Annotated in this window: 20 protein-coding genes; 11 read left to right on the top strand and 9 right to left on the bottom strand. The window is 59.7% G+C overall.

What is annotated here, in order from left to right; genetic code table 11:
* Nucleotides 1–651 precede the first annotated feature (651 nt).
* The 3 genes from OP10G_RS08480 to OP10G_RS08470 all read left to right on the top strand — a co-directional run bounded on the left by OP10G_RS08480 (nucleotide 652) and on the right by OP10G_RS08470 (nucleotide 3,762).
* A complete protein-coding gene (locus OP10G_RS08480) occupies nucleotides 652–1,677 on the top strand; it encodes a hypothetical protein (RefSeq protein ID WP_025226318.1) in 1,026 nt (341 codons plus the stop codon).
* Nucleotides 1,677–2,804, top strand: coding sequence for a hypothetical protein (locus OP10G_RS08475; RefSeq protein ID WP_025226319.1), 1,128 nt, complete (start codon nucleotides 1,677–1,679; stop codon nucleotides 2,802–2,804). The genes OP10G_RS08480 and OP10G_RS08475 overlap by 1 nt, the downstream gene beginning before the upstream one ends.
* A gap of 94 nt (nucleotides 2,805–2,898) precedes the next feature.
* Nucleotides 2,899–3,762, top strand: coding sequence for a hypothetical protein (locus tag OP10G_RS08470; RefSeq protein WP_025226320.1), 864 nt, complete (start codon nucleotides 2,899–2,901; stop codon nucleotides 3,760–3,762).
* Nucleotides 3,763–3,850: 88 nt separating this feature from the next.
* Here OP10G_RS08470 and OP10G_RS26205 read toward each other — a convergent pair whose 3' ends face one another.
* Complete coding sequence (locus tag OP10G_RS26205) at nucleotides 3,851–4,084, bottom strand: hypothetical protein (protein ID WP_144241058.1); 234 nt, start codon at nucleotides 4,082–4,084, stop codon at nucleotides 3,851–3,853.
* 349 nt (nucleotides 4,085–4,433) lie between these two features.
* On the opposite strand from OP10G_RS26205, the gene OP10G_RS08465 reads away from it, so the two are divergent.
* Complete coding sequence (locus tag OP10G_RS08465) at nucleotides 4,434–5,063, top strand: DUF4337 domain-containing protein (protein WP_025226321.1); 630 nt, start codon at nucleotides 4,434–4,436, stop codon at nucleotides 5,061–5,063.
* A 3-nt stretch (nucleotides 5,064–5,066) separates the two neighbouring features.
* Here the strand turns inward: OP10G_RS08465 and OP10G_RS24295 are convergent, their stop codons facing one another.
* Together OP10G_RS24295 and asnS are read right to left on the bottom strand one after the other, a co-directional pair.
* Nucleotides 5,067–6,437: an FHA domain-containing protein gene (locus OP10G_RS24295; protein WP_052547627.1), complete on the bottom strand. Its 1,371-nt coding sequence runs from the start codon at nucleotides 6,435–6,437 to the stop codon at nucleotides 5,067–5,069.
* Nucleotides 6,438–6,484: 47 nt separating this feature from the next.
* Nucleotides 6,485–7,906: an asparagine--tRNA ligase gene (gene asnS / locus OP10G_RS08455; protein ID WP_025226323.1), complete on the bottom strand. Its 1,422-nt coding sequence runs from the start codon at nucleotides 7,904–7,906 to the stop codon at nucleotides 6,485–6,487.
* A 146-nt stretch (nucleotides 7,907–8,052) separates the two neighbouring features.
* Between asnS and OP10G_RS08450 the strand changes: the two genes are divergently transcribed.
* The gene (locus OP10G_RS08450; protein WP_025226324.1) at nucleotides 8,053–8,334 is read left to right on the top strand and encodes a hypothetical protein; all 282 of its coding nucleotides are present in this window, start codon (nucleotides 8,053–8,055) and stop codon (nucleotides 8,332–8,334) included.
* 95 nt (nucleotides 8,335–8,429) lie between these two features.
* Here OP10G_RS08450 and OP10G_RS08445 read toward each other — a convergent pair whose 3' ends face one another.
* A complete protein-coding gene (locus OP10G_RS08445; RefSeq protein WP_025226325.1) occupies nucleotides 8,430–8,774 on the bottom strand; it encodes a YraN family protein in 345 nt (114 codons plus the stop codon).
* Nucleotides 8,753–9,370 carry a ribonuclease HII gene (locus tag OP10G_RS08440; RefSeq protein WP_227625090.1) on the bottom strand — a complete coding sequence of 206 codons (618 nt, stop codon included), beginning with the start codon at nucleotides 9,368–9,370 and terminating at the stop codon, nucleotides 8,753–8,755. The genes OP10G_RS08445 and OP10G_RS08440 overlap by 22 nt, the downstream gene beginning before the upstream one ends.
* A gap of 112 nt (nucleotides 9,371–9,482) precedes the next feature.
* Between OP10G_RS08440 and prfA the strand changes: the two genes are divergently transcribed.
* A complete protein-coding gene (prfA, locus tag OP10G_RS08435; protein WP_025226327.1) occupies nucleotides 9,483–10,547 on the top strand; it encodes a peptide chain release factor 1 in 1,065 nt (354 codons plus the stop codon).
* A 15-nt stretch (nucleotides 10,548–10,562) separates the two neighbouring features.
* Entirely contained in the window at nucleotides 10,563–10,883 is a 321-nt protein-coding gene (locus OP10G_RS08430) for a hypothetical protein (protein WP_025226328.1), read from the top strand.
* Here the strand turns inward: OP10G_RS08430 and OP10G_RS08425 are convergent.
* Both OP10G_RS08425 and polA read right to left on the bottom strand, forming a co-directional pair.
* Entirely contained in the window at nucleotides 10,880–11,299 is a 420-nt protein-coding gene (locus OP10G_RS08425) for a hypothetical protein (protein ID WP_038472825.1), read from the bottom strand. The two genes, OP10G_RS08430 and OP10G_RS08425, sit on opposite strands and share 4 nt — an antisense overlap.
* A gap of 38 nt (nucleotides 11,300–11,337) precedes the next feature.
* A complete protein-coding gene (gene polA / locus OP10G_RS08420) occupies nucleotides 11,338–13,950 on the bottom strand; it encodes a DNA polymerase I (protein WP_025226330.1) in 2,613 nt (870 codons plus the stop codon).
* Between the two features lie 281 nt (nucleotides 13,951–14,231).
* On the opposite strand from polA, the gene OP10G_RS08415 reads away from it, so the two are divergent.
* Together OP10G_RS08415 and OP10G_RS08410 are read left to right on the top strand one after the other, a co-directional pair.
* Complete coding sequence (locus tag OP10G_RS08415) at nucleotides 14,232–14,570, top strand: TfoX/Sxy family protein (RefSeq protein WP_025226331.1); 339 nt, start codon at nucleotides 14,232–14,234, stop codon at nucleotides 14,568–14,570.
* Between the two features lie 48 nt (nucleotides 14,571–14,618).
* Nucleotides 14,619–15,170 carry a GNAT family N-acetyltransferase gene (locus tag OP10G_RS08410; protein WP_025226332.1) on the top strand — a complete coding sequence of 184 codons (552 nt, stop codon included), beginning with the start codon at nucleotides 14,619–14,621 and terminating at the stop codon, nucleotides 15,168–15,170.
* A gap of 50 nt (nucleotides 15,171–15,220) precedes the next feature.
* Here OP10G_RS08410 and OP10G_RS08405 read toward each other — a convergent pair whose 3' ends face one another.
* Nucleotides 15,221–16,645: an alpha-N-arabinofuranosidase gene (locus tag OP10G_RS08405; protein WP_025226333.1), complete on the bottom strand. Its 1,425-nt coding sequence runs from the start codon at nucleotides 16,643–16,645 to the stop codon at nucleotides 15,221–15,223.
* Nucleotides 16,646–16,669: 24 nt separating this feature from the next.
* Nucleotides 16,670–17,140, bottom strand: a complete 471-nt coding sequence (locus tag OP10G_RS08400; RefSeq protein ID WP_025226334.1) for a 6-pyruvoyl trahydropterin synthase family protein — start codon at nucleotides 17,138–17,140, stop codon at nucleotides 16,670–16,672.
* A gap of 39 nt (nucleotides 17,141–17,179) precedes the next feature.
* Here OP10G_RS08400 and OP10G_RS27615 point away from each other — a divergent pair, with 39 nt between their 5' ends.
* Together OP10G_RS27615 and OP10G_RS08395 are read left to right on the top strand one after the other, a co-directional pair.
* Complete coding sequence (locus OP10G_RS27615) at nucleotides 17,180–17,311, top strand: hypothetical protein (RefSeq protein WP_265101702.1); 132 nt, start codon at nucleotides 17,180–17,182, stop codon at nucleotides 17,309–17,311.
* Entirely contained in the window at nucleotides 17,308–17,721 is a 414-nt protein-coding gene (locus tag OP10G_RS08395; RefSeq protein ID WP_025226335.1) for a type II toxin-antitoxin system death-on-curing family toxin, read from the top strand. Before OP10G_RS27615 ends, OP10G_RS08395 begins: the two co-directional genes overlap by 4 nt.
* Nucleotides 17,722–17,725: the final 4 nt, after the last annotated feature.

The raw sequence follows: 17,725 nt of genomic DNA, 5'->3' as shown, positions 1-17,725 counted from the left end.
CGGAAGGACCGCCGCTCTCCAGACCGGCCTCCCCTACGGCGAAGCCGTGTAGCCGCAGGTTGGCTCGTACCTGCGCGACAACGCCCCAACGAGTCCTAAGCTTCGTCAGAAAACGAAACACCCCCGCGCAGGTACGAACCAACCTGCGGCTACAACGCTCCGCGTTAACCTAAACGAGCCTGCATCCCCATCCGAACCCGATCCCGAAAGGCGGTCGCAGAACGTATGCCGACGATCATCACTGCATCTGGTCCCTTAAGTGATGATGATCGTCAGGGAGCACCGCTTATGCCCTGATACGGGAAGCCTCTCGAGAGGAGGAATGTCCGATGGAAATCTCAGTCCAGCCTTGAAGGTCCTTCGATCCGGTCCCGCGGAGGGCCGCAAATCTTGCCCGAGCACCGTTCGCACCGCGACTGGCCAAAGCTTCGCTCCTCCGGCAACCCTTGAAGCCGTGTGGGCAAGGGTTCATCGTTGCAACCAGGATTCACTCAGCCGTGTTGCTCACTCGAGCCATGGTGACCTCCTAGTCCTCCGACGGCTGTCGTAACGCCACCAAAACACCCCTCTCGAACTCGGGATATTCGTCGCAGTTGCATGATTATGCCTTCGTGGCCACCCGCCCTGAGCCTGCGTTATACTGGTAGACATATGACGTGGAGACAACTTTTGTTAACGCTTCAGGGGGAAGCGGAGACATTGCCCGCAAGTCCGGTTCGCATAGCTCCACTCATAATGAGCCAGGACCCGGAAACGTTGATTGAAAGACGCGGGAGAGCCTACACTAGGTTGCAATCAGAGAAGATGTCCGCCGAAGTCTGGCGCGTTCAAACCCTGAAGGAGATTCCGGGAACGGTAGCGCGTGAGAGCAGGCACGTGGAGTCCACGTTCTTGCTAGTTCAAGCAGGCGATGGTGAGGTCGAGCTGATCTCCAGAGCGGACCGAGACACATACAACCACGGAGCTCGGGTGCTTGAGAATGTCTCTTTTCCTCTGGCACAGCATCCATACTTACCTGTTCGTGCGGCTCTGGATGTAACCGTTCGCTTCATGGACCAGTTCGGATTGCCCGTCCAGGTAATGCAGCACCGCTCATCAGTGCAAATGAAGAAAAGAACAACCCTCACTCATGGGCCTATGCTCTTGAACGAATTAGATGATAGCTTGAAGCTGAATGGGGCCAAGCTTGAGGGAGTTCGGATCAGAGCAATTAATCCACTAGACGGAGAGGAATGCAGGCTGCGGCTCGACGACCAATGCAGGCTACTGATCGAGCGGTGGCGATTAGCAGAAGCGTCTCCGATGGATCTCAATAGATTGCTCGTTAAGGAATCACTTGCATCCGCTGAGGCGGTTCCGATCCTCGATGACTCGCAATCGGAGCAAGCTCGATTTCTCCTTTTTCGAACGGCCTCGGGTCCTGCGGAAACTCTTGTTCGTACGCTCATGAACAAATTCGCACAGCTACCTGGAGTGCTCGTCTTTCCGTTGGACCCCGGACAGTCCGAAGCATTCAAACTTATCGACTTTATCGCTGGGGTTGATTGCCAGATCGAGCCTTTCGGTGAAGGTACCATCGCTGCGACTTTCAACTCGAGGGTCGGGCCCTCCTTTCTTTACAGAATGAGGACACTACTTAGACAGATCAGCTTCGACTCTTATCTTGTGGGCAACTAATGAGCGTTACACAACAGAAGCAGTATCTGACACGTGAGGAGTTCGAGCGCCTGCGCGAAGGAGAGGAAAGAAGACTCCAACGAGTAGTCGCAGATTACCACGACGATGTACTGGTGATTTCTTCTTTTGATTCGCACTTAAACTACCACTTCCAGCTGTCTGATGCGCCGACGCGAATCGAGGTGAGGAACCGTTTCTATGACAGCGGCGGTCTGTCTCCTGACTTCATCGTTGATTTTACTAATGGATATAGGCTCGTAGTTGAGCGCAAGCGGAGTTGGAGCGATTACCCTTCTAAGTCATTGCAACAGCTCTCTAGATACAAAGCACTGGCTTCTAGAGGCTCCGTCATCGCCTCAGCAACCATCGGGAGTGGGTCGAAGGATTCTGACGTACAGACCCAACTTGGAGATGTTGTTCTTCTCATCGGTCACGGAGACGACGAGCAAGCGGCTGAATCTATCGCTAACGCCCCTGAGCTTGGTCCAAAAAGCATTGTAGTCTTTGACTCGCAGCAAGAAGCGTTCAAGGTTAATAACGCCACGGTCAAGTTCACTTGCCGAAAGCTAGGTGGCTGGAACGGCCTCTTTGTAAGCGAGAATGTTGCTTCACCCGATAGCGAATACAACCTAAATAACCTTCTTATTGGCCCAAAGAGGGGCTTTGTTGCTCGGTGCGACAAAGAGGCGCTCGTTCAAGCCGGCGAGTGTCCATTTATTAACGATGCCCCGCCACCTTATTACACGATCTGTCATTTATTTCTTCCCGCAATAAACGAGTTGCTTGCTGAAGCTGACAGAGATGATCTGGCTAGCGAAGCCGAGAGTATTCATGCATTTGCGTACGATTCCATTGTCGGTGTAGCGCGCCGTCGTTTCACTAGATTGCCCGAAGGCAAAATCCAGACCTGGCTCAGAGGAGCTGTTAAGCTCCTGATCGATCTTGGGATTGTAACGACTTCTTACATCGAAGGAATTGAAACGCTGAACCTCAAGCTTGGACCAAAAAATGATCGTCTGCAAAGCCAGAAGATGATTGAGAAGATAGCTCGAATCAGCGTGCGTCGGGCGGCAGTAATTTACAGCGAGGATCCGAAGACCCGACAATTGCAGTTAGAATTTGATTAACACCCCCTCCGTTCTCGCTGGCCGAGTTAGATACGACCCATCAGAGTCATGTGAGGAAATGCCGACTCTTATCAGTTGCCGAGGTAGTTTTTAAGTGAAGCAGTGGTTAGAAAACGAGAACGTTAAAGACCTTCTTGATATCAGAGATTGGATACTCGGACTTTCTGACGAAGAATGTAAGGTGCAACACGAAGTCCTCCGGGCTATAGCGGAGGGCAGATTGTTGCAGATCTTTGCTGGTCATCCCGAAAGGGACTTACTCATAAAAAGTTTTAGTGCGATTGAATATGATCCCGTTGTTCATTGGGATTACGATGTCAACGGACAGGAATTCCCTGCTCTCTTACGGTCCGACGAAATACACCCAGATTCTGTAGATCGCGTTCTTGGAAACTCATTCCGCTGGAGAGTTGCCCGGTATCTCCTCGATTGCGTCACCTCGATCGTATCTGAAACCACGGAACTACCGCAGTTCATTACTCCGACAATAGGGCTGTCGTTCCTAGCTCTTGAGGCTGACGGTAATATGCTGCAAGCGAGATGGAAAGAGGCTTTCAAATGTCAGCGGGCAGGTCTAGTGCTTGCTGGGACGGTCGTCCTCGTCAGTTTCATTGAAGGTTTGTTGGCTTCTGCCTTTGACGAAGTGTTGTCCGACGATGAAAGGGAGAGATTCGGAAAAACCAAAGACCAACATGGTAATGCAATTGTTCTTCATGTTTCGAAGTGGTCACTGGAAATGCTGTTAGTAGCCGCCCAGAAAGTTCTCGACCTTCGCAAGGAGCATTGGCCGATACTTCGGCTTGCCCAAGAATTTAGGAACGATGTCCATCCAATGAAGGCGAAGAAGAGAAAACAACCGCTAACATCGGCCGATCTCGAATTAGTTTGGATTTCTGCACAAATTCTTGTGTCTTCCGTTGGCAGACTTGTTCTTAGCCGCAAGACAAAGTCCCCTTAACGAATTGCATTGTCTCCAAGCGCGACATCCGGCGGTTGATAATGCATCGCCACAGTCCTGGTACAAAACCGCTTCGGATATTTGGCTCTTACGGACGAACTCTTCGCCCACGAGCCCGGCGATGGTGCGGCCGACGTTCAATATCCGACGAAGGCTCGGGCAGAAGGTTCGTCCGAGTCGCCACCAAACGCATGAAGTTCTGACTGTCCTGGTCGAGCACGATGAATTCGCGAATATCGCAGGGCGACATCTTGGTGCTCACCGGGTGGTTGCCCGAGTGCGCTTGCTGCCGCTCCCGCGCCCCTGTTGCCCGGTCGCGCACCGCCGCGCTTTACTCGCTCGTCGGCATGCCGATCAGCTCCTCCAAAACTCCGCGATCGAACCCAGGATCTCGTCAGCAAAGAGGACGCCGAAAAGGGGCCAGTGGCACCTCGCCAAGTTTCGGATTTTCCTCACTCGACGATGGCGGTTTAGCTCGCTGAGTAGTACAGGGATCGGAACGGGCGCTCCCAAACGAGGTTCGGGCGGTCGTCCTCTCTGGCTGTGGACTGAAAGGATACGGGCGGCCAGAACGTGCGCGGCGGAGCTCTTTCGGCGCGCCGGCGGCTGGTCCCTTAACGAGGCGACCGACAAAGGAACCAACCGGCCGCGGAATGCGCTAACGTAACTCGGTGGACATCAATCCGACAGAGATCGAAGAGCAGGCGGCGGATGCGGCTAAGAGTCGGCTGAATGCGATGGTGGCGGTGACCATTGCTTTGCTTGCCAGCTTCATGGGCGTCTGCAAGGTGAAGGACGACAACATCGTTCAGGCGATGCAGAAAGACCAGGCGGACAAAATCGACGCCTGGGGGTATTACCAGGCCAAGAACACGCAGTCGAAGGTTCTCATCGGTACGGCCGAGCAGCTTCAAATCCAAAGCATGAGCCTCACCGGCCCGGCGAAAGCAAAGGCCGACGCTCTCGCGGCCGGCCACTTGGCCAAGGCGAAAGAAGAGGATGCGAAGAAGGAAGAGTTCGGGAAAAAGGCCCAGGGTTACGAAGACGATTACAACCGCCTCAACACCCACGACGACCAGTTCGACCTATCCGACGCCCTGCTCGCCCTCACCATTACCCTGCTGGCGATCACCTCGCTGACTCAGAAGAAGTGGCTCTTTTGGCTTTCGGTCGTTCCGATGTTCTTCGGCGTCCTCATGGGTCTCGCCGGGCTGTTCGGCTGGAAGATGCATCCCGACGCCATCATGAATCTTCTGTCGTGCGTCGGCATGACCGGTTGGCAGCAGCACATCTCGACCTGACGGTCAGCTCCGATACTGAAGGGTTGTCCCCCCAACCGTCACCCGGTCGCCGTCCTTCAGCGAGACCGATCGGGTGAGCCGGTCGCCGTTCACGCTGGTACCGTTAGCGCCGCCGAGGTCCTGCAAGCTCGCGCCGTTCGGCAGCACCTCCAGCAGAGCGTGTTGCCGGCTAACCCGGCCGTCGTAGTCCAGGCGGATCTGCGCCCCCTCGCCTCTTCCCACCACCCAGCTCCCCAGCGATAGGGGGATCACTTTTCCGAACGGGTCGATCAGCCGGTGGTCGAGAGACGCCTCGGCGATCGGTTGAGGATTGTCGATGAGGACCACCTCGTGCTCGGTCGGATCGTACGACATCGTCCGCCCTTCCCGTCCAAGCACCAGCCGCAAGAAGTAAGGTCCGACTCCGACCACGTCCCCTTCGCGCAAAAGTGCTTCGCGAGCCGGATAGCCGTTCACCGTAAGTCCCTGACCGGTTAAGTCCGTGATCGCCCAGTGCCCCTGCCGAGGATCGATAATCGCGTGGATCGGAGCCGTCCCATGTTGGAACGGAAGGCGAACCTCCAACCCCTCCGCGGTTCCGATCCGGTTCGGCCCGTTATCCAGCGGATAAGTTCGCCCCTCTCCCCGTCCCAGGTCCAGCCGCAACGATGCGGTTCTCAAGAAGATGTCGCTGAGACTAAGGGCCAAGCCCATCACGATCCCCATCGTCATCCACTCGGCCAGGCGCATGATGCTCCAAGGCTGCCAAGCCGAGGCCATCGCCTCTTTGGAAATCTGAGCCATCATCGCGTCCGGGTTCTTCGGGTCGAAGTTAGACAGATCGATCTGGGAAACCTGGTTAACGGCTTCGAGGGGAGCGATCGCCTGGCGGATCATGTAACCCACTACCGCCGCTACTACCGCCGCCGCCAACGCCCGTCGAAATCGAGCCGCCGTCGGTTGGGCGGCGATCGTCACCGAGAACGCCAAGGCGAGCGAGACGGAGATATGCCAGATGACCGGCGCCAGTTGATCGCCCGGGTTCGGCAGCAGTCCGCTCCGCCCCCGCACCATCTGGATCCCAATCCAGTCGCTCAGGGCGTCTGCCCCGCAGGTCAGGGCCCCACCCACCAGCATCCCGACCGCACCCGCGGCCAGGGCTCGCCGCCAGCCGGTCCGTTGAAGAGAAATGACCAGCGCGAGCGAACCCGCGATCAAGGCGCCCAACATCATGTGGGCGAACCAGCCGTAAAACGAGCCCAGCGAAAACGAGTGGAGCCCCATGTGGGTCCCGTGCTCGCGGGCGGTATGGGTAAACGGCTCCGAGACAAGCCAGGTGGCAACCCCGGCGAACGCGCCGGTCACCGCTGGCAGCCACCCGGCACGACGTTCCATTTCGACGTACAGTTACCTTAGAATCGCCGTTGCGGTTTCGCTAAGTCTTAGAACTCCGCATGCCCGGGGGTCCGGTGGTAAGGAATCACGTCCCGGATGTTCTTCATCCCCGTGACGTACATCAGCAGCCTCTCGAATCCGAGGCCGAAGCCGGCGTGGGGTGCGGTGCCGAACCTTCGCAGGTCCAGATACCACCAGTACGGCTCCAGCGGGAGGCCCATCTCGGTAATGCGGCTTTCCAGCACGTCGAGCCGCTCCTCGCGTTGCGATCCGCCCATGATTTCGCCGATCCGGGGGGCCAGAACGTCCATTGCGCGAACCGTCTTCCCGTCCTCGTTCGCCCGCATGTAGAACGCCTTGATCTCCTTCGGATAGTCGGTGAGGATCACCGGCCGCCCGACCTTGGTCTCGGTGAGCCAGCGCTCGTGCTCGCTCTGGAGATCGGCGCCCCAGTGGACCGGAAACTCGAAGCTTTCCCCGCTCGTTTCCAACAGCTTGACCGCTTCCGTATAGGTTAAGCGCTCGAAAGGTGATGAAACGACGTGCTGCAAGGTTTCCAACAGCTCCTTCTCGATCCGCTGATTAAAGAAAGAGAGGTCGTCGCCGCACTGGTCCAGCAAGTCCGCCACCACTTCCTTGAGGAACTCCTCGGCGAGGTTCATATCCCCTTCGAGATCGCAGAACGCCATCTCCGGCTCCACCATCCAGAACTCGGCCGCATGGCGGCTGGTGCTGCTGTTCTCCGCCCGGAACGTAGGGCCGAACGTGTACACGTTCGTCATTCCCATCGCCAGCGTCTCCGCCTCTAGCTGCCCGCTGACCGTTAGATAAGATGGCTTTCCGAAAAAGTCCTCCTTCGGATTCGCGTTCCGAATGCGGTACGCGGCCTGGTGTTCCGTCCCTCCTTCGACCGCCTTCTCCACGGTCTCCACGGCAGTCGTCACCTGAAACATCGCCCCTGCCCCTTCCGCGTCGCTCGCGGTGATGATCGGGGTGTGGACGTAGTGGAAGCCGCGCGTCTGGAAGAACTTATGGATTGCGAAGGCCGCCCGGTTTCGAACCCGAAAAACCGCGCCGAACGTGTTACCTCGAGCCCGCAAGTGGGCGATCTCCCGCAGGTACTCCATCGTCGCCCCTTTCTTTTGGAGCGGATAAGTCTGCGGGTCGGCCGCGCCGAAAACCTCGACTGCTTCCGCCTGCATCTCCACCGCCTGTCCGGCGGCGGGCGACTCGACGATCTTGCCGTCGAACCGTACGCAGGCTCCCGTTGTGAGCAGCTTCAGGTCGTCGGAAGAGAGAACCCCTTCGTTGACGATAACCTGGAAGTCCTTGAAGCAAGATCCGTCGGAGATCTGAACGAACGAGATCCCCTTGCTATCTCGGCGAGTCTTGACCCAACCATAGGCCGAAGTCGCCGTCCCTGGCGGCATGTCGAAGAGATCGCGGACGTAGGTTCGGCGGTAGTCCATGGAAGGTAGCGAGTTTACCGTTCGTCAACCACCGGACCGCCGGTCTTCCAGACCGGCCCCCGAACCGATCGTCCCACAACCCGGAACCCGCCCTGGTCCGGCCGGTCAAAACAGATCAGCCGCCGACAGCGCGGCAAAGAGGGTTTATGTACGTTCGCGTCGTTGAAAAATTTTGCAAGCAATACGTCTCAAAGGAGAGCGGAGCCGAGCGCGGATTCGATCCTTCGAAGACGTACAAAGTCCATAAGATCGAGAGCTATTCGGACACGGGAGCGGGCTACGTCGTCCTCGTGAACGACGAGCAAGAGATCTGGTGGGTCGACAACCGCCACGTGCGAGTGACCTCCGAGGAAGAATTCCCAAGAGGACGCGCGGCTGAGTTGGATCTCCCGATCCGGGTTCCTCAATCCGGGCCGTATACGGCTTGACCCTGCGCCTAAATATGGTTTAGGACCAAATGCTTTTTTCTCGGGCGGGCCGCCCGAGATACCCACGGGCGAGCCGCCCGTGCCACGTCTGCGCTCTATTCCGACAGAATGTCCCGGTAGTGACGGAGGCCGTCGGCGTCGATGGTGATGAGATCGAAGCGGACCTCGCGCTCGGGTTCCTCGACGTCCGCGAGGTACTGTTGCCCGGCCAAGAAGAGCGACCGGCGCTTTGCGTCGCCTATCGATTCCTCAGGGACGTACCCGGCCTTGCGCCTCTCTTTCACTTCCACGAAGACCAGCAGGTCACCCTCCAGGGCGATCAAATCAAGCTCGCCGTGCCGCGCCTTGTAGCGGCGGGTGACGATCGTGAACCCTTCTTGGATAAGGAAATCGGCGGCCCGGTCTTCCGCCAGACGCCCTACGCTTCGAAGATTAGGCATCGTTGGTCGGCCTCGCGCACCGGAGCGAACGAGCGGCGGTGAATGGCGCACGGCCCCAAATTCCGGAGCGCCTCGAAGTGCTCGGGCGTCGGGTAGCCGAAGTGCCGCTCGAAACCGTATCCGGGATACCGGGCCGCCATCTCGGTCATGAGGCGGTCTCGGGTGGTCTTGGCCAAGATGCTTGCCGCCGCGATGCAAGCGAACCGCCCATCCCCTTTTATAACCGCTTCGGCGGGGCAAGTCAGGCCGGGGGGGAGCCGATGGCCGTCCACATACACCATCGTCGCGGGAAGCCGCGCGATCGCGCGCGACATGGCGGCTTCGCTCGCGTGGAGGATGTTGAGCCGATCGATCTCGTCCGGTTCGGAAACTTCGATCGCAAAGATTGCACCCAGCAAAATCCGTTCCGCGAGTCGCTCCCTAGTCGGCGGATCGAGCTTCTTCGAGTCGTCGAGCCCGGCGATATCGAACCCCTCGGGAAGGATTACCGCCGCCGCCACCACCGGTCCCGCCAGCGGCCCTCGCCCTGCTTCATCGGCGCCGCAAGCGCCGGGGATATGCTCCAGGGTTCGGTTCGGCTCCTTTGCGGTCTTCAACGGCAACTCCTGAGGCCGTTAGCGTACCGCGTGAACCGGCGTAGAAATAGATAGGGCGGCTTCGCCGAAGGTGGCCAAGACGCCGAACGGTACACTCTTTCCATAAACCCCTATGCTCGATAAGCTCCACGAAGTAGAACGCCGGTTCGATTCGATCGAGGCGGACTTTAACAATCCCGCCGTCGTCGTGAACCCAAAAGAACTCCAGCGCCTAGGAAAGCTGCGTTCGGAGTTGGAGCCGATCGTGACCACCTCTCGCGAGTACCGCAAAGCCGTGGGCGAGCTCGAAGAGGCCCAGGAGATGCTGGACGACCCGGAGATGCGGGAGATGGCGCAGGCCGAGATCGAGCCACTCCGCACTCGGATCGCCGAGTACGAGCAGAACCTGAAGCGGATGCTCGTCCCCAAGGATCCGCTGGACGATAAGCCGGTCATCGTGGAGATCCGTCCCGCCGCCGGCGGCGACGAAGCGGGACTTTTCGCCTCCGAGTTGCTTCGAATGTACATGCGCTACTGCGAGCGCAAGCGCTGGAAAACCGAGCTGGTGGAGCATGAAGAGAGCGGCATCGGCGGCCTTCTCCGGGTGGTCTTCAACATCGACGCCCAGGGCGCCTACTCTCAGCTCAAGTTCGAAAGCGGCGTCCACCGGGTGCAGCGAGTGCCGGCCACCGAGAGCCAAGGCCGAATTCATACCTCCACCGTTACTGTCGCCGTACTCCCAGAGGCGGAAGAAGTGGACCTCCACATCGACCCGAAGGAGCTCGAAATCTCCACCTTCTGCTCCTCCTCGGCCGGCGGCCAGCACATGCAGAAGAACGAGACGGCCATCCGGATCATCCACAAGCCGACCGGCCTCGTCAGCACCTGTCAGGACGAGCGAAGCCAGGCTCAGAACAAGATCAAGGCGATGGACGTGCTCCGCGCGAAGCTGCTCCAGATGAAACAAGACGAAGCCGACGCAGAGCGGTCGGGCATTCGAAAGGGGCAAATCGGCAGCGGCGACCGTAGCGAAAAGATCCGCACCTACAACTTCCCGGAAAGCCGAGTCACCGACCACCGGATCAAGGTCACCATCCACAACCTCTCCGCCTTCCTAGACGGAGACATCCAGGGAATGATCGACGCCCTCATCCAAGACGAGCAAACCCGAAAGCTAGCCGAGGACGATCCTCAGTAACCGTAAAACCCGTTTATGTCCGACCCACTGCCAGATCCCAATATCGACCGGAACGACCCGATGGTGCCGGAGTATTGGCAGTTGGGGGAGGATGCTCAGGATCGGATCGTCAAAGCCGGGTACCAGTCGGCGGTGGTCGATGGGATCGCCGTCGACATCCATGACCTGCTGCAAGCGGCGGACCGGATCCGGGATGAGCTGACGCCGGCCGTGGTTTCGGTTCAGGCAGGGGATCTCGCCGCGGCGCTCCAAGCCCTGTCTACCGAGTTGGAGCACGTCCGTTGGCACTGCGACGCGGCGATAAAGTATCTCGCCGAAGCCTGCGAAGCCGTTTAGCTCTTGTCTCGAACCATCTTCACCGAAGATAACGAGGCTGGCAGAATTCCGCTCTTGGGGAGGTTCAAGGTCAGGGTGTTGCCATCCTCGCTGAGCTGGCCGGTCATCTGTGGTTTAGCGCGCGCCTGCGCCGGAAGATCTTGACCCGCGAGCTTCGTGGTGGTAATCGCCACGTTAGTCCCATCGACCGTATAGGTCCCCTCCGACATCGAACCCTTAAATGTCTTGTCGTCTTTGAATTCGTACGTGAACGTCGAGGCGAAGCCGGTCATAAAATCTGGCTTCACCCCGGCGGGAGGCGAACTGACGAGTTGGGGATCGACCTTCCACTTGCCGACTACGGTCGCCTTCTTGGCGCAGCCAACGGCGAGGATAAGGAACGGTAAGGCGAGGAGCGTCGCACGTCTAGAAATCATGCGTCGATGATACATTAGGTTCGGCACGGAGGCCGAACCTATACCGGGGTCATGTCGTTCCAATCGGGGCCGATTTTGGCGTCGACTTCGATCGGGACGGTTAGCGGAAGGGCCATCTCCATCGCCGTCCGCAGCTTCGGAATCACCGCCTCGTCTCCTTCGCGAATCTCGAAGACGAGTTCGTCGTGGACGTTCAGCAGCATCCGGGTCGGTCCGCCGTCCAAGATATCGCGGCAGCGGAGCATCGCGATCTTCAGCATATCGGCGGCGGTTCCCTGGATCGGGGCGTTCATCGCTTGCCGTTCGGCCGCCTTGCGCTCGTTCATCTTCGGCGCATGGATGTCCGGATGGTAGCGGCGCCGCCCATAGAGAGTGGTCGTAAACCCTTTGCTCTTCGCTTCCGCCACGATGCTCTTGGTGAATTCTCGCACGCTGGGGAACCGCTCGTTGTACTGCTTGATCAGCTCTCGCGCCTCCGCTACGGAAAATCCGCCGCCGAGCTGCTGCGCCAGGCCGAATTCGCTCACGCCGTAAAGCACCGCGTAGTTCAGCATCTTGGCCAGCCGCCGCTGTTCCTTCGTCGCCTTTCCCTCTCCAAGGCCGAACATCTCCTGCGCGGTCACGGTGTGAACGTCCACCCGCTCTCGGAACGCATCGACGAGGGCGGCCTCGCCGCACATGTGGGCGAGGATGCGAAGCTCGATCTGCGAGTAGTCGAGCGAGGCCATGCAATATCCTTTGTCGGCGACGAACGCCTTGCGGATGCCGCGGCCAAGCTCGGTTCGGATCGGGATGTTCTGGAGGTTCGGATCGTTGGACGAAAGCCGGCCGGTGGCGGCGACGGTCTGGCTGTACGTGGTGTGGATCCGTCCGTCCGCCTGAACCAGCTTCTCGAGCGAGTCGGCATACGTACTCTTCAGCTTCGTCAGCTCCCGCCAAGAGAGCACTTCGGCCGCGATCTCGTGGGTCCCCGCCATTTCGCCGAGGATTTCGACTCCGGTCGCATAGCCGGTCTTCGTTTTGGTCGCGCCGGGCAGCTTCAGCTTATCGAAGAGGACCTCGCCGAGCTGCTTCGGAGACCCGATCGTGAATCGCTCGCCAGCGAGCTCGTAGATGTGCTGCGTGATCCGCTCGATCGCGATCTCGAGCTCTTTACTAAATTCCCGAAGCTGATCGCGTCGGGTACAGACGCCTAAGTTCTCCATTTCCGCGAGCACGGGGATCAGCGGGAGCTCGACCTCGCGATACACCCGATCCTGGTCTTCTTTGATAAGGCGCTCGGCCAGAGGCTTCTCAAGCAGATATAGCGCCGCCGCCATCTCTTGCGGCGTGTTCGGTGGCGCGGTATCGAGCTGGCCTTGAACCAGGTCCCGAAGCGGGTAGCTGCTTCGCTCGGATCGAAGCACGTAGGCGGCCAGTAACGTATCGAACCGGGGAGCGGGGCGGTAGCCGGGGAATTGGCGGTAGGCCGCCTTGGCGTCGTGAAGGACGGCCAGTCCGGGAATATCTCCAATGAGCTTCAGGGCGTCCGCCTCGCTCGTCTCGCAGACATCGGCGCCGACCGCGACGTACGCCTTTCGCTCGCTTTCGCCGAACAGGTCACGGCGCGCGGTGAGCGGTTGGGCGAAGTAGACGGCGTAGATCCGGTCGTCCACGAACTTGACGAGGTCGCCGTAGCTTGCGGCTTCGCAATTGCGCACCTCGATCGCCTCGTCCTCGATTTCGGCCGCCGGTCCGCCGACCCCGTCTTGGGAGGCCGGGGAGTTGCCGTCGAGGTACTGCCCCAAAACGATGGGGGCTCGGCGGACGTGCTGTCGAAACTCGAAGCTCTCCAACATCGCCACCGCGGCCGTCATCTGCGCCTCGGTCAAAACGAAGGGCTTGAAGTCGTACTTGAGCGGCACGTCTCGCACGATGGTGGCGAGGCGCTTACTCAAGAGCATCTGCTCCTGGTTCCCTTCGATCTTCTTCTGGTATTTGGCGGGAAGCTCGTCGAAGCGCCGGATCATCTCTTCGATTGTTCCGAACCCTTGGATGAGCTCGGCCGCGCCCTTGTCGCCGATGCCGGGGACGCCGGGAATGTTGTCGCTGGTATCTCCTTTCAGCGCCTTGAAGTCCGGGACGAACTCCGGGCCGAAACCGTACCGCTCCACCACCTCCGCGGGGCCGTAGGTGACGGTGTCGGTGACGCCCATCTTCATCGTGAGTACGGAGACGCATTTATCGACGAGTTGGAGCGCGTCCAGATCGCCCGTCACGATCGTTGTGTCGTAGCCGTTGGTCTCCGCGAGGTAGGAGATGGTGCCGACGACGTCGTCCGCCTCGTATCCGGTCATCTCGACGCTGGGGATCCCAAGCGATGCGATGAAATCGCGAGCCCCAACGAGCTGGACCTTGAGCTCGTCGGCCGTTTCGCGGCGCGTCCCTTTGTACGCCTCGTATTCGGCGTGCCGGAACGTTTTGCCGGGTGCGTCGAGGGCGACCACGATGGCGTGGGGCTTCACCTTCTCCAGGAGAAGAAAGAGCATCGACGTGAACCCATGAAGCGCATTGGTCGGCCGCCCGTCACTGGTGCTGAGATACCTCGTCGCAAAGAACGCGCGGTAGAGCAGCGAGTAGCCATCGATGACCACCAAGCGCTTGGAATCCATGAGGAGACGATACCTTTCTGGGCGTTGGGCGTTGGGCGTTGCGGTGTTGCGGTGTTGCGGTGTTGCGGTGTTGCGGTGTTGCGGTGTTGCGGTGTTGCGGTGTTGGCCAGGGTGCTTTACCCTTTCCTCACGCCTCAACACCTTCTTAACGCCTTAACGTGCCTAGAGCGAACCTGGTACCCCTGGATTTGGTGAGGTGTAGTAAACTGTTTTGTGCCGCACCTTGGGCGGCGTCGATCTCGGAGCCGAGGTCGAAATGGGGGGAGTGGGGCAGCAATCCTATGGTCTATCGTCCACTTCGGTACGAGCAGATGATGAGGGCCGCAGAGGCCTACGACGTACGGGCACGTCGGATGTTTGGCGGGATGGGGGTCTATACGGGCGAGAAGATGTTTGCCTTCCTTGTGGGGGAAGACATCGGACTCAAACTGGCTCCTGAGGACTATGAGCAGGCGCTCACATTGCCGGGGGCGGGACCGATGAAGCCCGACAAAGACGCGGAGCCGATGAGGGAGTACGTCAGGATGCCCAAATCCATCCTCGACGATCGGGATTCATTTATCCTTTGGGTGGAGAGAAGCGCGGGGTACGCCCGGCGCAAACTCTCCCAAACGGCTTGAGGCGAGAGGCGGCGCTCGGAGCGGAAATGCTCCGGGTGTCGTCGTTTTATGGAGTACTCCACGCTACTTCGCCCAGCTACGCTCTCGGACATTGAGCCGCTCCAAGCGCTCATGCGGAGGAGCATTCGGAGGCTCTCCGATGGTTTCTATTCGCCGATCGAGGCCGAAGCGGCGGAGCGGTTTATTGCCGTACCCGATCCGGATGTGATCGCGGATGGAACGTTCTACGTGATCGAAGCCACCGGCGAGATCGTCGCCTGCGGCGGATGGAGCGCGAGGCGCAAGCTCTTCACCGGCAGCTCGGAACAGGAGGGACTATCGGACGAGCGACTGGATCCCCGCGTCGACGCCGCCCGAATCCGAGCGTTCTTCATCGACCCGGGCCATGCCCGTCAGGGCCTTGGCACGGTGCTGTACCTCGAATGCAAGCGGTCGGCTCTCGCTGCGGGCTTCATGTCGCTCGAACTTGTGGCAACCCTCCCCGGCGTCCCGTTCTACGCCCGCCTCGGTTTCGAAGAGGTCGAGCCGGTACCGGCCAAGCTTCCCGACGGGACGGTTCTCCCCTGCATCCGCATGTGTCGCACGATCGCCAAAAAGTGAGACCTTGTAGACTGCGGTGACCTGTCACCACGGTCTTCATAGGAGGCCACTCATCTCACCAACGTAGCCACACTGTGAGGGGGTAGCTCGAACGTTCCTTCGACGGACAGCTTTAGGGGAGTCGGCGATACGTTGTCTGGGTGGGCGGCGGAGTTTTGGGCCGATGGTTCGGCGGACAGTAGCCAGGCTTCGGAGTAGGAGCCGGGCACTTGCACCACGGCGGCTTGGGTTAGGTGCCGGTTGGTGACGGTTACTCCGCCGCTGGTTGCGGTCGCGGAGATCGCGGCGCCCTGGGGAGTGGAGATCGTGGTCTCCACCTCGCAACGATATGCCTGGGCGCCGATGTGAGGGCGGTGCATCCGCAGCAGGTGGTACGTCGGCGTGACCCAGAATGCGGTCCCTTCCGTCATGATCGGCGCGTGGAGTACGTTCACGATCTGGGCAAGATTCGCCATCGAAAGTGAGGCACATTGACGGTGGAACACCTCAAAGCCGACGGCGGTCGCCAAGGCGTCTCGCATCGTACCGGCCTGGGAGTAGTCGCCGATTTCTTCGGCGACCGGTCCCGGACCCCAGGTTCGGGCTTCAGGGTGCCATACGCCCCACTCGTCGAGGGCGATGCCGATTCGCTTCTTGGGGCTGACGTCTTCGATCATCGCCCGGGTCTCGACGATGAACTCTTCCGTCCGTTCGGCTTCGGCGAGAAGCGCGTAGTAGTCGGTCTCCGAGAACTCGGTTCCGTGGCCTCCTTCGATCCAATACCGGTGGATCGAATAGTGGTCGACGAAGCCGGTATAACCGCGTAGTTTCTCGAGGCAGCGCTGGTTCCAAGTCCGGTCGTGGCCGCAGACCACCATTTCGATCGAGGGGTCGACGTGCTGCATCATCATCGAGTAGCGGCGGTATTCCAGGGCATAGCTCTCCGGGTCGTAATTACCCCCGCATCCCCAGTTCTCGTTTCCGACCCCCCAAAGCTTCACGTCGAACGGCCTTGTGTGACCGTTGGCAGCTCGCTCCTTGCCAAGGGTCGTGGGTAGCTTGGTGTTGCAGTACTCGACCCAATCGCACAGCTCCTGCACCGATCCCGAGCCCATGTTCCCCGCGAGGTACGGCTCGGCGCCGATCAACTGGCAAAAGTGAAGGAACTCGTGAGTGCCCAGCGTGTTGTCGTCGAGCACCTGCCGCCCGCAAGAGAGGCCGAGCCGCACCGCGCGCTCCGGCCCGATTCCGTCGCGCCAATGGTAGTGGTCGGCGTAGCATCCACCCGGCCACCGGAGGAGTGGAGTCGGCATCGCGCGGAGCGCCTCGACGACGTCTTTGCGAAACCCGTCGACGTGCTCGACTTCGACGTTATCGCGCCCCACCCAAAGCCCGTCGTAACAGCACCTTCCAAGGTGCTCCGCGAAGTGGCCATAAAGCCGGGGCGATACGTGCCCGTACGGCTCGTCGGGGAGGAGAGTGATAACGGCGTCCATCTAACCGCCACTTTATCCGAACGCTCAGTCGCCGTACTCGGCCCAACTGCTCGGAGTCTCCCACACGCGGACCCTCTCAAGAGAGACGGCGTTCGCATGGATAGTGTAGGGGATGCCAGTCGAGGAAGAACCGGCGAACCCGTCTCGCAAAATGCACGCGACGTGATCGTACAAGTCCTTTGCGATCACCTCCGTTGTCGGGTCCACCCCCTCGAAAACGATCGCGCTCGTCGGATGGACGCGCAAGATTTCAGGTAGCAGCGGATCCTCCGAATTGATCGCCATCGCGTGGTCGTACCTTTCGATGTAATCGGCCACGGCGAGCTTCAGCGCCTTGAAGTCGATGACCATGTCGTTCTCGTCGAGTCGCTCCGAAGACACGATCACCTCCACCTTACGGGTATGGCCGTGGGGAAAACGGCATCGGTCCGGATGCTTGCTCAGCATATGGCCGGACTCGACGGTGAACGTTTTACAGACGCGGAAGCGGGGCACCGTACAGTTTATCGCCTTCGGATGAGGGACAATGAATTCATGAGAACGGAGACAAGCGCACCGGAGAACCCAAAGCGGCCATTGCGCCGAGGAACCCCTTTGCCGCTACGGAAAGGGATCGAGCGACTGAACCGCAAGTACGCTAAGACATTGGAAAAGCTGGCGAAGTGACGGTCGAGCCTCGGTTCATCTCGTGGGACGATGCCCTCGTTATCCACGAAGACAGCTTGCTGAATTATGGCGGCCGGATCGGGCTGCCGCACCCGGGCCATCTGGAAAGCGCGCTCGACGCGCCCCGAAACCTCTACCTATACGAGTGCCACGAGGATGATGACCGTCCGGCGATCGCCTTGCTGGCGGCCGCCTACTGGGTCCACCTCGCCCTCGCCCATGCGTTTGCCGACGGCAACAAACGAGTCGGCTTCTCCTCCGCCGTGCTGTTCCTCTACACGAACGGCTATGAACTGGAAATCGACCCTGACGAGGCGTACGATCTCGGCATCGCCGTGGCCGAACGAGAGATCGACCGCGGCCGGCTGGCCAAGCGGCTGGAGCCGTCGTTGACTGCCTTAGAAGACTGACGTG

The sequence above is a fragment of the Fimbriimonas ginsengisoli Gsoil 348 genome, from assembly GCF_000724625.1.
In the GTDB taxonomy this organism is placed as follows: domain Bacteria; phylum Armatimonadota; class Fimbriimonadia; order Fimbriimonadales; family Fimbriimonadaceae; genus Fimbriimonas; species Fimbriimonas ginsengisoli.
Note: the sequence above shows the minus strand (reverse complement) of the source record. Positions and strands in the feature narration are given on the sequence as shown.

Coding starts and splice junctions, on each gene's coding strand:
- OP10G_RS08480 (WP_025226318.1), top strand. CDS start 652: ATGACGTGGAGACAACTTTTGTTAACGCTTCAGGGGGAAGCGGAGACA.
- OP10G_RS08475 (WP_025226319.1), top strand. CDS start 1,677: ATGAGCGTTACACAACAGAAGCAGTATCTGACACGTGAGGAGTTCGAG.
- OP10G_RS24295 (WP_052547627.1), bottom strand. CDS start 6,437: ATGGAACGTCGTGCCGGGTGGCTGCCAGCGGTGACCGGCGCGTTCGCC.
- asnS (WP_025226323.1), bottom strand. CDS start 7,906: ATGGACTACCGCCGAACCTACGTCCGCGATCTCTTCGACATGCCGCCA.
- OP10G_RS08450 (WP_025226324.1), top strand. CDS start 8,053: ATGTACGTTCGCGTCGTTGAAAAATTTTGCAAGCAATACGTCTCAAAG.
- OP10G_RS08445 (WP_025226325.1), bottom strand. CDS start 8,774: ATGCCTAATCTTCGAAGCGTAGGGCGTCTGGCGGAAGACCGGGCCGCC.
- prfA (WP_025226327.1), top strand. CDS start 9,483: ATGCTCGATAAGCTCCACGAAGTAGAACGCCGGTTCGATTCGATCGAG.
- OP10G_RS08430 (WP_025226328.1), top strand. CDS start 10,563: ATGTCCGACCCACTGCCAGATCCCAATATCGACCGGAACGACCCGATG.
- OP10G_RS08425 (WP_038472825.1), bottom strand. CDS start 11,299: ATGATTTCTAGACGTGCGACGCTCCTCGCCTTACCGTTCCTTATCCTC.
- polA (WP_025226330.1), bottom strand. CDS start 13,950: ATGGATTCCAAGCGCTTGGTGGTCATCGATGGCTACTCGCTGCTCTAC.
- OP10G_RS08415 (WP_025226331.1), top strand. CDS start 14,232: ATGGTCTATCGTCCACTTCGGTACGAGCAGATGATGAGGGCCGCAGAG.
- OP10G_RS08410 (WP_025226332.1), top strand. CDS start 14,619: ATGGAGTACTCCACGCTACTTCGCCCAGCTACGCTCTCGGACATTGAG.
- OP10G_RS08405 (WP_025226333.1), bottom strand. CDS start 16,645: ATGGACGCCGTTATCACTCTCCTCCCCGACGAGCCGTACGGGCACGTA.
- OP10G_RS27615 (WP_265101702.1), top strand. CDS start 17,180: ATGAGAACGGAGACAAGCGCACCGGAGAACCCAAAGCGGCCATTGCGC.